Source organism: Alteromonas halophila, assembly GCF_014651815.1.
In the GTDB taxonomy this organism is placed as follows: domain Bacteria; phylum Pseudomonadota; class Gammaproteobacteria; order Enterobacterales; family Alteromonadaceae; genus Alteromonas; species Alteromonas halophila.
The window spans coordinates 234,225-247,840 of sequence record NZ_BMXP01000002.1 but is presented as its reverse complement, the minus strand read 5'-3'; the positions used below and the strand labels follow the sequence as shown (position 1 = coordinate 247,840).

Genomic DNA, 13,616 nt, shown 5'->3' with positions numbered 1-13,616 from the left:
GAAGCGGTATGCGCTATTCGTCACATCAGGTGACGACTAACACCATATGATAACCTTTTTACGTGGAAAAAAATGTGCTGTGAAGGCGTTCGCATACACATTCCCACACCATTCCCACTCAGTGCCGTGGAAAGCGCGGGATTGTAGCGTAAAAAGCAGCCAGATCCCAGTCGCCACACGATGATCTTGCCTGCCCGGCATGTGGCAGAAGGGGGCGTAGTATAGTGAGTTAAGAGGTGTGAAGCGTAAGCCACCACGCCTGATGAACGTTCACGCTTGCTGGTGCGTCGCCACCATTGCCGCGATCACGTCAAACAGCCGCTGCCGGGTGACGGGTTTCGTCACAAAGTCATTCATGCCGGCGGCTATACAGGCATCGCGGTCTTCATTAAATGCGTTAGCGGTCAGCGCTATGATTGGGATGTGGCGATTGTCATCAACACGCTGCCGGATCCTGCGGGTCGCCTCCAGGCCATCCATCACGGGCATCTGGCAGTCCATTAAAATACAGTCAAAGCGATGTCGTTCTACTGCTTCCAGTGCCTGCAGGCCGTTAGTCGTGCGCACACACCGTACCTGCGCCTGCTTTAGCATATCCTGCACGATGTGCGCATTGATATCGTTATCCTCAACCAGCAGTACGCGCAGATTTTCAGGCAAAGAGGCAGAGGAATCGTCGCTTACTTTTTCGGCAGTGATATCACAGGGAATAATTACCGAAAAACAGCTTCCCTGACCTGGCGTACTGGAAACGCTGATATTACCCTTCATTGCGTCCACTAGCCCTCGGCTAATCGCCAGGCCCAGGCCCGTGCCGCCGAATAAGCGCGTGGTGGATGCATCCGCCTGTTCGAACTGCTCGAAAATGGTAAGCTGTTTTTCTCTTTGAATGCCGACACCGGTATCGGTGACGGCAATCTTCAACATTGCACTGGTATAAGTTGCGAGCACACGGATCGTTCCCTGCGTCGTAAACTTAACCGCATTGCTAAGTAAATTGTTAAGAACCTGACTGAGCTTCCCGCTATCGATCAACACCCATGCCGGTACCGACGGATCAATATCAAGGCTGATATTCACCTGTTTTTGCGCGGCTTTCTGGCGATATAACTCACAGGCCGACGCCAACAGCGGGGTTAATTGCGTAGCGTGATTATCTACACGCATTTTTCCGGATTCGATTTTTGACCAGTCCAGGATATTGTCAAGAATCGTCAGCAGGTTCATAGCCGACTGCGCAATAACATTAACCCGGGCATCTGACGCCGGTGGCAGGGCCTGTTCACGCAACAGTTCACAATTACCAATAATGCCATTCATTGGTGTACGAATTTCGTGGCTCATATTCGCCAGAAACTGCGTTTTCGCTACGCTTGCTGCATTTGCCTCGTCCAGCGCTTTAGCCAGCGAATGAGTTTTCTGAGCAATACGCTGCTCCAGCGTTTTATTAAAATCACTGAGCTCACGATTAAGACTACGCTGTGCATTACGCGCTTGTCCAAGTTCGTCAAACGCAGTAATCAGGCGATGCTGAAGACGCACAAACTCATCATCCAGTGCCGCGATTTCACGAATATACGAGGCATGGTGCTGCATAGGATTGTCAACTTTGCGTGAATTCGGGCTAAAGGCAATGACACGGCGTGCCAGCCCTTTTATCGGCGAATCGACCATGCCTGCCACCAGCAAACCGATCAGGGTGCCTGCGGCGGACAGCACCAGCAATACCACCAACGCACTGACCAGATACTCATTGGAAAGCGTAACAAACAGACGATTATCGAACAGCAGACGCAGTTGCCAGCCCAGCGAATCGATTCCGCGAGCGGTATACAGCCATTGCTTGTCCAGCATAGTGACACGGGTCTCACACTCTTCAGCGCACTGCATATCCGGCGCCGCTTTCAGTGGCGGAAGTGCCAGAGGTGAAGAGGCATAGATCACACGATTATTTGCATCGGTCAGAAGCATAGAAAAGCCAGCAATGTTCTGTGCGTCGAATTGCTGAAAGCTTTTCAGTGACAGTGAACCTTCAATAATTCCGGTTACGTTGCCACTACTGTCTTTAATTGGGGCTGAAAGTGCAATAATCGGGTCATCACCAAAGCCCCTCCCCCTGAATACATCTGAGCGAAAAGGGCGGCCAGTCTCCACGACGGTATAAAAATAGTCGCGCCCAGCCACGTTCAGTGCCCCGGCCTGTCTGGCAACCTCCAGCAGATCGGGCGGACTGGCATAGCCTATGTCGCCCTGCGCATCAGCAATCAGAAAGGTGAGAAACTCCGGAGTATGCTGGTTCAGCGTACGCAATGCGCGGCGAGCACGAACATCATAGGCCTTATCATCGGTAATCGCAGATAACATGTCGCCAGCTTGTATAATCACCTGATGATGGTGAGACACAAACTCACTGAGCTGCTGATTTAGTACCTTAGCACGCTGCGTCATATAACTTTGCAGTTGCTGACGTTCCTGATGCTGATAAAGCCCTACCGTCGTAAACACAATCACCAGTACCGCAATAAAAAAGCTGCCAGCAAACAGGTAACTGAATAAAAAATGTAAGCCAATGTCGCGGCTTATCCAATCGCGCTGGTAGCGCTGTACAAAAAGAAAGGCAAACTGCCCGCTGACAAAGCCAAACACACCACTGACCCAGCTAATGATTTGGCCGGTGATCGGTAAGCTGTCCTCAAAACCAAGTGACCAGAAGTGTTCAGCAAGCAACAGACACATAGCAGGCAAAGCCCACCAGATAACCGTATTTTTGAGAGCCCTGGCGACAGGTTGCAAATACCCAACGGCGCTAACCACGACCGGTAGCAGTGTTAGCGTCACTTTGCTAATGATGCCAGAGTCGAGAACCCACACCGGCGCGCATATTATCAGTGCAGCGGGAACCGCCATCACAGGCGAATAACGCAGCGCCAGAAATACTGCTGCACCGAGACCAAATACTTCAACACCGCTACTTTCTATCGGGGGAGGAAGCGTATTAACCGCCGTACCGGCTAACACACACAGCAACAGGATCATCAGGTCAAAAATGGCGCACGGCTTCATAACCCGATAATCCTTTATGTACCGCTTAGTTCGCGGCCATATAATCCAGGGTAAGGTTGGTTAGCAGACGAACTCCGAGGTTCATGCCTTTATCATCCACATAGAAGTCCGGCGTATGATGGGCAGGGGATTCCTCTTCAGGTACGTCTTTGGGTTTGCCCCCAACCCATACATACAGGCCTGGTACTTTTTCCTGGAAAAACGAGAAGTCTTCGGCACCGGTGACCGGCTTGGATAGCAGGGTATTTTCTTTTCCCGCCGTGCGCTGCAAGGTCGGCAGCATGGCCTGCGTCAGTTCCGGATCGTTGTAGGTAATAGGATACGAGTAATCCAGTGGCAGGGTAAGCTCCGCCGTGGCGCCCATACTGTCTGCGATACCTTTTACTTTACGCTCCATGGCTTCGTAAATATGTTCGCGTGCCGCCTTGTCCAGGGTACGGATGGTCCCAACTAGTTCTACCTGCTCGGGAATAATATTAGAACGATTGCCGCCATGAATTGAGCCAACGGTTACTACCGCGGCATCATCGATGACTTTTATTTCACGGCTGACAATAGTTTGCAGCGCCATCACCATCTGTGCGGCGGTGACAATTGGGTCGACACTCTTCCAGGGATAAGCACCATGCGCCTGCTGTCCATTGATCACCACCTTAAAAGGATCGACCGCAGCCATGGTGCCGCCCGAATTATAACGAACCGACCCAACATCAGTATTCGCGCTGATGTGCAAGCCAAAGATAACGTCCACATCCGGGCTCTTTAACACCCCTTCTTTGACCATCACTTCCGCTCCGCCTTTTTCTCCCGGCGGCGCGCCCTCTTCTGCAGGCTGGAAGATAAACTTAACTTTACCGCGTAACTCACTTTTCACATCGGTCAGTATTTTCGCAGCCCCCATCAGCATCGCCATATGGGTGTCATGGCCACAGGCATGCATCACCGGCACTGTTTTTCCATTGTATTCGCCAGTTTGCGTCGATTTATAGGGCAGATCATTTCGCTCTTTTACCGGCAGAGCGTCCATATCTGCACGCAGTGCAACCACGGGACCGGGCTTGCCTGAGTCCAATACCGCAACAACGCCGGTTTTCGCTACACCGGTTGTGACGTCAAGCCCTAGTCCATTAAGGTAGTCGGCAATATACTGAGCGGTTTCAAATTCCCGGTTCGACAGTTCCGGGAACTCATGAAAATGATGCCGCCACTTGATTACATCATCCTCAACCTGTTTGGCCCGTTCATCCACGTCAACGTCGGCAAGGGCCGATGTACCGAATGCCAGAATGGCAGCTGTAAGTATAAGTCGTAACATGCGTTTCTCTTATTGTTTACTGGAACTCCCAGATTACTCGAACGCAAACACAATACAAATTCTGATCTGCGGTACCTGATAATGACATCGGTTACATTCTGCCGGATGAACAGGCTCAAAACGGCAACATCAGTCACATTCGCGTTTTGCTGATGTGTACATTACGAAAAGATTTGGGGTATGACTACTAGACAGAAGTAGCAAATAGCAGGAAGAAGGCAGCAGATAGTAAAAAGGCCGCAGTTTGGTGCGGCCTTCTGGATATAAACGAGGTTAGCTTTTCTGACGCCGCATGGCATCGAAAAACTCGTTGTTGGTCTTGGTCATTGACAGTTTACTGATCAAAAACTCAATGGCATCAATTTCAGACATCTCGTGAACGATTTTACGCAGGATCCACATTTTCTGAAGTTCATCCTGCGCCGTGAGTAATTCTTCACGTCGCGTACCTGAGCGGTTGAAGTCAATCGCCGGGAAGACACGCTTCTCTGCAATCTTGCGATGCAGGTGCATTTCCATATTACCGGTGCCCTTGAATTCCTCGTAAATCACTTCATCCATCTTCGAGCCAGTATCCACCAGCGCGGTGGCAATGATGGTCAGGCTTCCGCCTTCCTCAACATTTCGCGCCGCCCCAAAGAAGCGCTTCGGTTTGTGCAGAGCGTTTGCATCTACACCACCGGTCAGTACCTTACCTGATGACGGGATCACGGTGTTGTAGGCGCGGGCCAGACGGGTAATAGAGTCAAGCAGGATGACCACGTCTTTTTTGTGTTCAACCAGACGCTTGGCTTTCTCAATCACCATTTCTGCAACCTGAACGTGACGGCTGGCCGGCTCATCAAAGGTTGATGCCACCACTTCGCCCTGGACCAGACGGTGCATCTCGGTCACTTCTTCCGGACGCTCGTCGATCAGCAATACCATCAGTTCACATTCCGGATGATTTGCGGCAATGGACTGAGCAATGTTTTGCAGCAACAGCGTTTTACCGGCCTTCGGCGGTGCGACAATAAGGCCACGCTGCCCTTTACCTATAGGCGATGCCAAATCCAGCACCCGCGCGGTAATATCTTCTGTTGAGCCATTGCCGCGCTCCATACGCAAACGTGATTCGGCATGCAGTGGCGTAAGGTTTTCAAACAGAATTTTGGTGCGGGAGTTTTCAGGCTTGTCGAAGTTGACTTCGCGGATTTTTAACAGTGCAAAATAGCGTTCGCTGTCTTTCGGCGGACGTATCTTACCGGAGATAGTATCCCCGGTGCGCAGATTAAACCGTCGAATCTGGCTGGGCGAGACATAGATATCATCCGGCCCTGCAAGATATGAAGAATCTGCTGAGCGTAAAAAACCAAAACCGTCCTGCAAGATTTCGAGCACCCCGTCCCCAAAAATGTCTTCGCCACTTTTTGCGTGGGCTTTGAGGATTGAAAAGATGATATCTTGCTTTCTGGCTCGCGCCATGTTTTCCAGGCCCATTTTTTCGGCCATACCAACCAATTCACTGATTGGTTTATTTTTGAGTTCAGTTAAATTCATACTGGTGGGTCTTTGTGCTTGAACTTCGCTTACAGGACTATTCGTCACTTGTTAGTTTGTTTGATTAAAGGATTGATATATGTAGCTGCCCGGATGTGGACAAAGCAGAACGCTGCTCAGATGAGAGCTTTTAGAACGTTAGCACCATAAATGAGGTTCGTCCAGCCTTTTGCCGGAGAAATGTTTAAAATCGTAAAAAAGCCGCAGGAATATAAGAGCGGCCCGGTGATACTGACACCGGGCACGCCGCAAAGCACTTACAGGTTTTCGTTCAGAAACTCTGTCAGTTGCGCTTTTGATAATGCGCCAACTTTGGTTGCTGCTACATTACCGCCTTTGAAAAGCAGTAGTGTAGGAATGCCACGGATCCCATATTTTGGCGGGGTTTCGTTATTTTCATCGACATTCAACTTGCCAACTGTTAACTTGCCGTCATACTCGCTCGCAACTTCTGTCAACCAGCACAGGACCTTCAGCATTGATGACGTCTGCTTCGAATTTATCGTCTGATAACTGGATAATATTGTCGCTCATTCTCTTCTCCAAATTTGGTCTGTCGCTGATTTGTTCAGCTCAACCATGAGTGTTATATAGAAACTGTTTTTTAATGCAAGCACTGATAAGCTATAAGCTATGCAAACCACACATTTAACTGAAACGCATTTTTCCGATCTGCCGATTAACAGCAAGGTGCTTGACGCCCTGCTGGCAGAAAATTTTACGCATTGTACGCCGATTCAGGCGCTCTCTCTACCACCCTTACTGGACGGTCTGGATATTGCTGGCCAGGCGCAAACAGGTACCGGAAAGACCATGGCATTTTTGGTTGCCACTTTCCACTATCTGTTAGGCCGGGCCAACGACACCGATGCCAGTAAAGGCCCCAGAGCCATTATTATGGCGCCAACACGAGAGCTTGCCGTTCAGATATACAATGATGCAAAACTGCTCAGTGAACACACTGGCTTATCACTTGGTTTGATTTATGGGGGCGAAGGTTACCAAAGTCAACGTGAAGTGCTTGAGGATGGGGTGGATATCATTATTGGTACGACCGGCCGCATACTCGATTATTATAAGCAAAACGTGTTCACCCTGAATAACATTCAGGTGGCGGTGCTCGATGAAGCTGACCGCATGTTCGATTTGGGCTTTATCAAAGACATTCGCTTTTTGTTCAGACGGATGCCTGCGGCTACCGAACGTCTGAGTATGCTGTTTTCTGCCACCCTGAGTTACCGGGTGCAGGAGCTGGCGTATGAGCATATGAACAACCCCACCCATGTGCAGGTTGAGCCTGAACAAAAGACCGCCAGCCGGGTTAAAGAAGAGCTGTTTTATCCGTCAGACGAAGACAAAATGCTACTTCTGCTGACGCTGATGGAAGAAGAGTGGCCTGAAAAAGCCATTGTGTTTGCCAACACCAAAAGCGGCTGTGAGCGGGTCAACGACTGGCTGGCCGCCGACGGCCACCGGGTTGGCTTACTGAGCGGAGACGTACCTCAGAAAAAGCGCCTGGCTATTCTGGACGACTTTTCAAAAGGCAACCTGGATGTACTGGTCGCCACCGACGTAGCCGCCCGCGGCCTGCACATCGAAGCCGTGACACATGTATTCAATTACGATCTGCCGGACGATGCAGAAGACTATGTGCACCGTATTGGTCGTACAGGTCGCGCCGGAAAAAGTGGCCATGCCATCAGCTTTGCCTGTGAAAAGTATGCACTGAACCTGCCTGCGATTGAACAATACATATCTCACGCCATCCCGGTAACCGATTACGATCGCGGTGCGCTGCTCGACGATGTAAAAACGCCCAAGCCGCGTCGAAGACGCACACCGAATGCGCGCAATTCATCGCGCCGGGGCCGTGGGCGCGGCAAGCCACCACAGAAAAAACAAAACGGATAACCGAATATGCAGCAGGCGGCGTTTACCCATCCCACAACCACACAGGGTGAGTACTACGCCGCTGTTGATCTTGGCTCCAACAGTTTTCATATGGTGGTTGTGCACGTTGTTAACGGCAGTGTGCAAATCATCAACAAAATTAAGCAAAAAGTACGTCTGGCAGCGGGCCTCGATGAGCAGCTTAAGCTGGATGCTGCGAGCATGGAACGTGGCTGGCAATGCCTGTATACCTTTGCTGAGCGACTGCAGGATATCCCTCCTTCGAATATCAAAATTGTTGCAACTGCGACGTTACGTCTCGCCACAAATGCCAGCGAATTTGTCAGTAAAGCGGAAAACATTCTTAAGCACCGGCTGGATGTGATAAGCGGTGAAGAAGAAGCCCGGCAAATCTACCTGGGCGTTGCGTATACGTCAGCCAATCAGGGCAACACACTGGTTATTGATATTGGTGGCGCCAGTACGGAAGTGATCATCGGTAATGACATGACCCCCATGCACCTGAAAAGCCTGGACATTGGCTGTGTGACCTTCATGGAGCGTTACTTTACCGGTGGCCGCACAACCCAGGCCGAATTTGACAGTGCCATTGCTGCTGCACATCAGCAGATTGATGCAGTAGCGGATGCCTTTTTGTGTTTTGACTGGGATAATTGTCTGGGTGCATCAGGTACGCCGCAGGCCATCACCGAGATTCTGGTGGCACAGAGGATCAGCGATGCCATTCGGCTCGACTACCTTTACCAGCTGCGCCAACAATGTATTGATGACGGACACGTCGATAAACTGACAATCGAAGGACTTGAAGCAAGTCGACGGCCTATTTTTCCCAGTGGTCTGGCGATCCTCATTGCACTGTTTGAAGCAATGCATATTGAAACCATGAACATTGCAGGCGGAGCGCTGCGCGAGGGGCTTATCTATGGCATGCTCGATAATCTGCAAAAAAACGACCGCCGAACCCAGACCCTGAATCAGGCGCTGGGCCGTTACCATATTGATGCAGCGCATGCGCAAACGGTAGCCGGAGTCTCGCTTAAACTGTGCCACCAGATGTGCGCACAGCACCAGATTTGTCACCTGGACACCGAAGCCATTCTTGAGGCGGCGGCCACGCTGCATGAGATTGGTCTGCATATCGAATATAAAAAGCACCACCAGCACGGTGCCTACATTCTTTCTCATATTGATATGCCTGGTTTTACGCAGCTTCAGCGCAGTGCCATCCGTGATCTGGTGGGTCAGCACCGGCTGGCCATTGATACCACTACATTTAGCAACTATCACGAGGATGTGCGTCCAATGTTACTGGCACTGCTGCGACTATTACGCATTTCCGTAGTGGTTTGCCTGCGCCGTCAGAACAAGCACCTGCCAGACATACGCTTACAGGTGAGTGGCGACGACTGGACCATTTCCTTTCCGCCAGGCTGGCTCAAAGCCCACCCGTTAATTAATGCTGAGCTGGCCAACGAATGCTGGCTGCAGCATCGTGCCGGGTGGCAGCTACAGTGCGAATAAATCCGCACTGTAGCGACGGCGAAGCGCGTGTTATTTTCTCTGAAGCAACGCAGCGGCCTGCGGTGCAAAGTAGGTCAGAATACCGTCAGCCCCGGCCCGCTTAAAGCCAAGCAGTGACTCCAGAATAACCTTATCTGCGTCCAGCCAGCCATTAGCAAAGGCGGCCTGATGCATGGCATATTCACCACTGACCTGATAGGCGAAGGTCGGCACCTTTAGCTCCTCTTTACAACGTCTGACGATATCTAAATACGGCATACCGGGCTTTACCATCACCATGTCAGCCCCTTCCTGCAAATCCAGGGCAATTTCCGTAATGGCTTCATCGCTGTTTGCCGGATCCATCTGGTAGGTTTTTTTATCGCCACCTTTTATATTCGCCGCTGAACCGACGGCATCACGAAACGGGCCATAGTAGCTGGACGCATACTTTGCCGAATAGGCCATAATACAGGTATTACTGTGTCCGGCCTGTTCCAGCGCCTGTCGGATCGCACCAATGCGGCCATCCATCATATCAGAGGGGGCCACAATATCGGCCCCCGCCTGGGCATGTGACAGCGCCTGTTTAACCAGCACCTCAACGGTCTCGTCATTAACGACATAGCCCTGGTCATTGACCAGACCGTCCTGACCATGACTGGTAAACGGATCTAAGGCAACATCAGACATCAGCAATAAGTCAGGATAGGCGCGCTTTAATGCACGCATCGCCTGTTGTGCGAGCCCCTCAGGATTAAATGCTTCGCTGGCACAGTCTGATTTCGCTGACATGGGAGTGACCGGAAATATCGCCAGCGTAGTAATGCCCAGAGCACGCCAGTCTTTCGCATCGTTGATAAGCTCATCAATGGACAGTCGCTCAATACCGGGCATTGAGGGTACCGCTTCGCGCTGCCCCTCACCGGGCAACACAAATACCGGATAGATAAGATCGGACGCGCTGAGCTGGTTTTCAGCCACCAGCTCTCGCAATCCTGACTGAGCACGAAGCCGCCGCATACGACGCGCGGGATAAGTAGTAGATAGCATAGTTATTCCGATAGTAATTGGTGAGCCACAACCTGATTGCGGCCGGCCTGCTTGGCAGAGTAAAGTTGCCTGTCTGCCTCTTTCAGCAACGCCAGTTCATGTTCTTCGAACGCAATGGTCGTCGTTGCAACGCCAGCGCTCATGGTCATATGGATCTGCTGACCTTCGAATTCAATGGGTGTGTCTTCCAGCATCGCCCGCATATTCTCAACCACCATCCTTGCACCCTGATTATCGGTGTTGGGCAGGATAAGTGCATATTCTTCGCCGCCGATGCGACACACATCATCTGAAGGCCGTCGCAACTGGTCTTTCAGTACGTTGGCTGTGTGTTTTATACAGGCATCACCAGCCACATGACCAAAACGGTCGTTGATTTGTTTGAAGTGATCAATATCGATCATGGCCAGCGATAACGGCGTTTGTTCACGGCGGCTGCGACGTCCTTCGGCTTTCAGGCGTTTATCAAAGTGGCGACGGTTTTTAATGCCTGTTAACGAATCGATTGTGTTTAGGGTTTCCAGCTCGCGATTAACTTCAGACAGTTCACGCAGGGTTATCTCAAGCTCCAGCGTGCGTTCCTCAACTTTATATTCCAGATCTGACTGATAACGCTGCTGCACTTCCAGCAAGTCTTCCTTGGCGCGGTTTGCATTTTTCTCTTCCGTCAGCGCCCGGGCCTGGGCGTCGAACATTTCGTCACGATTGTGGCTGTAGCTGATAGCCACCACGAATGCCAGCAGGATGGTCTCAATAGACGCGCCCAGCATTACCAGATAGTTGGACGAAATAGACAAATCGACAATATGCAGGTTATCCAGACTCGCAGTGAGACCACTTAACAGCAGCACCGCCCAGGCAATAGAGAAATAACGGGCGATGACCACTCCTTTGAGTGACAGCCACACGCCCAGCGACAGTGTGAGCATCACGACAACACTTAGCATGATCAAAAAAATCTTAATCAGAAAGGCGTAAGGTAAGAACAGGCCGATCACAATGTTTACCGCAAACAGAATAATGGTAATTCTGAGCAGTCGCTCCATTCGCGGCATGGTGCGCTTTATCGGCAGTAACATGCGGGTAAAGATGAGGGCAAAAACGATGGTAGCATTGGCAAACAGGGCAACCGCGCGCTCCTGAAACCAGGCCTGTTCTGACCACAGATAAGCGTAGCCAAACCCATGTAAGGATGCCAGTGTCAGACCCAGTGAGAAAACATAACCGGAATAGGCCAGGAAGGAGCGGCTGCGGGTTGTCACAAACAAAAAGAAATTACTCACGCCCATTGCCGCCAGGAAGCCGAAGAACACCCCCATCACCAGGCTTTGCTTAGGCGTATGTTCAATGAACTCTCGCTCTTTCCAGATCCGTAGCGGCAAACGGATAGTTCCTGCTGTTTTGGCGCGTATCACAATGGTTAACGGCGATGCTGAGTCAGGCAGTGGAAACAGCAACGAACGGTGCGATATGGCGCGCTGACTAAATTGCTGTCCGTCTCCGCTTTGATAGGTAACCATGGGATCCAGCATATTTTCGGCAAAAACCGCAACCATCACCTCATCCAGCAATGGATAGCTGACTTCAAGCAGATAGTGTGCGGCTGACTCGGCTGTGGGTGGCACCGTAAAGCGAAACCAGTATGGGGCATGATCCATGCCCAGGTTGATAGGGTTTTGTATGGATGTCCACTCCCCGTCCGGCACAGACGACAAGGTGGGCAATGTCTGGGTCGCCTGGGGATCCGCGTAGTAGGCCAAATCACTGATACGTTCGCCGTCATTCTTAGCGGGCAGTACATTGAGCGCCACTATTACGAAGCAGATAAAGGCCAGGCAGGTGGTGGCTACCAGCCAGACGTCGTATCGCCGCACATCCAGAGAACTCAGTTGCATAATGTCGAATCAGTCCATCCCGAATAACCTGCAGGTATTAGCATAACTGCTAGCGCTGATTTGTGCAGGTGAGATGTCATACAGCGACGCTACCTGCTCGCCGATATGAGGCAGGCACGACGGGGTATTATTACGCTGGCGCGGACGCAATGACTTAGGAAACAAATAGGGGGCATCGGTTTCGAGGATCAGTTTATCCAGAGGCAGAGAAGGAATGCACTGGCGTAAGGCATCACCGCGTTTCGGATCGCAGACCCAGCCAGTAATGCCGATATACAGTCCCATTTCAAGATATGCATCGAGCTGACGCTGGCCCTGAGTGAAGCAATGTGCAATACCGCCTGATAATGACGAAACCACCGGTTTAAGACAGGCGCACTGGGTATCAAACGCGTCCCGTTCATGCAGATAAACGGGCTTGCCCGTCTCTGCCGCGATAGACAACTGCCTTTTAAAAACCGCTATCTGCGTATCCTGCGGCGAGAAATTACGGTTAAAGTCCAGCCCGCACTCGCCAAGGGCCACCACGCCTGGCAGGGATATCATGTCGCGAAGACGGGTAAAGTCGGCTTCTGTCACATCTTTTGCGTGATGCGGATGCACTCCCAGGGTATAGCAAATCTGCTGTGGAAACTGCGCATGCAGTTCACGCGCCCGTTGCCACTCGTCTGGGTGTGTAGTGATGACACACAACCGCTGGACCGATGCAGCAAGTGCGTCTGTAATCACTGCCTCTGCATCCAGACGGTCGTCGGTAAGATTTACACCCGCATCAAACCACTTCATTTATTCGACGCGTTTAACCTTTATTTGCTTGTTCGCACCACTGCGGGAAAGATAAAAAGCGCCCAGAATTCCACGTTCAATCGTGACACTTTGTCCGGCTTTCAGACTGAAGTATTCCTGATCGGTCTGCCGCCATACGGTCCCATTATCGAGCGTTATGACATACTGACCACGAAGTGATTTTTCAGCTTCAGCAATCATCGCGCTCATGGTATCTGATTCCGTGGTGTTGTCTTCGGTATGTTCCAGACCAAACCGGGTTTCAGGCTTACGTTGCTGCTGGCGCTGTGAATTGGAATCATTGGCCAGTGGCAGCGGATTCTCAGGCCGTGCTTTTGGCACTGGCTGATGACGGGTTACTGAACCATCAAGCCCAGAATACTGATTCAGATCCTTTACGACCCTGTCGTAACAGACCAGTCTCTGCAGGCTGTTTTTTTGTTCGCTGCACTTTGCCAGCGCATTCTCTATGGTCTCTGCAGCAACCGTTGTCGGTGCCCCTAAACCAATAAAACTCAGTAAGAGTAACGCGTTATACTTCATTTAATATCCTT

General features: G+C 51.1%; 9 protein-coding genes and 1 pseudogene. 2 read left to right on the top strand and 8 right to left on the bottom strand.

Annotated elements, in window-relative coordinates; translation table 11 throughout:
* Window positions 1–270 precede the first annotated feature (270 nt).
* From IE054_RS05120 to IE054_RS05105, 4 genes and pseudogenes are all read right to left on the bottom strand, one after another.
* Window positions 271–3,063, bottom strand: a complete 2,793-nt coding sequence (locus IE054_RS05120) for a response regulator (RefSeq protein ID WP_189404040.1) — start codon at window positions 3,061–3,063, stop codon at window positions 271–273.
* Between the two features lie 25 nt (window positions 3,064–3,088).
* On the bottom strand, window positions 3,089–4,378 hold the full coding sequence (locus tag IE054_RS05115; RefSeq protein WP_189404038.1) for an amidohydrolase: 1,290 nt from the start codon (window positions 4,376–4,378) through the stop codon (window positions 3,089–3,091).
* A gap of 273 nt (window positions 4,379–4,651) precedes the next feature.
* Window positions 4,652–5,917 carry a transcription termination factor Rho gene (rho, locus tag IE054_RS05110; protein ID WP_189404036.1) on the bottom strand — a complete coding sequence of 422 codons (1,266 nt, stop codon included), beginning with the start codon at window positions 5,915–5,917 and terminating at the stop codon, window positions 4,652–4,654.
* Window positions 5,918–6,174: 257 nt separating this feature from the next.
* A pseudogene (locus tag IE054_RS05105) lies at window positions 6,175–6,451 on the bottom strand (thioredoxin domain-containing protein).
* A 99-nt stretch (window positions 6,452–6,550) separates the two neighbouring features.
* Between IE054_RS05105 and rhlB the strand changes: the two are divergent.
* Window positions 6,551–7,828 (top strand): ATP-dependent RNA helicase RhlB, encoded by a 1,278-nt coding sequence (gene rhlB / locus IE054_RS05100; RefSeq protein ID WP_189404034.1) that lies wholly within the window; start codon window positions 6,551–6,553, stop codon window positions 7,826–7,828.
* Between the two features lie 6 nt (window positions 7,829–7,834).
* Window positions 7,835–9,349 carry a Ppx/GppA phosphatase family protein gene (locus IE054_RS05095; protein ID WP_189404032.1) on the top strand — a complete coding sequence of 505 codons (1,515 nt, stop codon included), beginning with the start codon at window positions 7,835–7,837 and terminating at the stop codon, window positions 9,347–9,349.
* Window positions 9,350–9,379: 30 nt separating this feature from the next.
* Here IE054_RS05095 and hemB read toward each other — a convergent pair whose 3' ends face one another.
* Genes hemB through IE054_RS05075 form a run of 4 tightly spaced genes read right to left on the bottom strand, consistent with a single transcriptional unit; the run spans window position 9,380 to window position 13,605 of the window.
* Window positions 9,380–10,381, bottom strand: a complete 1,002-nt coding sequence (gene hemB, locus IE054_RS05090; RefSeq protein WP_189404030.1) for a porphobilinogen synthase — start codon at window positions 10,379–10,381, stop codon at window positions 9,380–9,382.
* Window positions 10,382–10,383: 2 nt separating this feature from the next.
* A complete protein-coding gene (locus tag IE054_RS05085) occupies window positions 10,384–12,276 on the bottom strand; it encodes a sensor domain-containing diguanylate cyclase (protein WP_189404028.1) in 1,893 nt (630 codons plus the stop codon).
* Between the two features lie 9 nt (window positions 12,277–12,285).
* Entirely contained in the window at window positions 12,286–13,062 is a 777-nt protein-coding gene (locus IE054_RS05080) for a TatD family hydrolase (RefSeq protein ID WP_189404026.1), read from the bottom strand.
* A complete protein-coding gene (locus IE054_RS05075; protein WP_189404024.1) occupies window positions 13,063–13,605 on the bottom strand; it encodes a hypothetical protein in 543 nt (180 codons plus the stop codon).
* Window positions 13,606–13,616 lie beyond the last annotated feature (11 nt).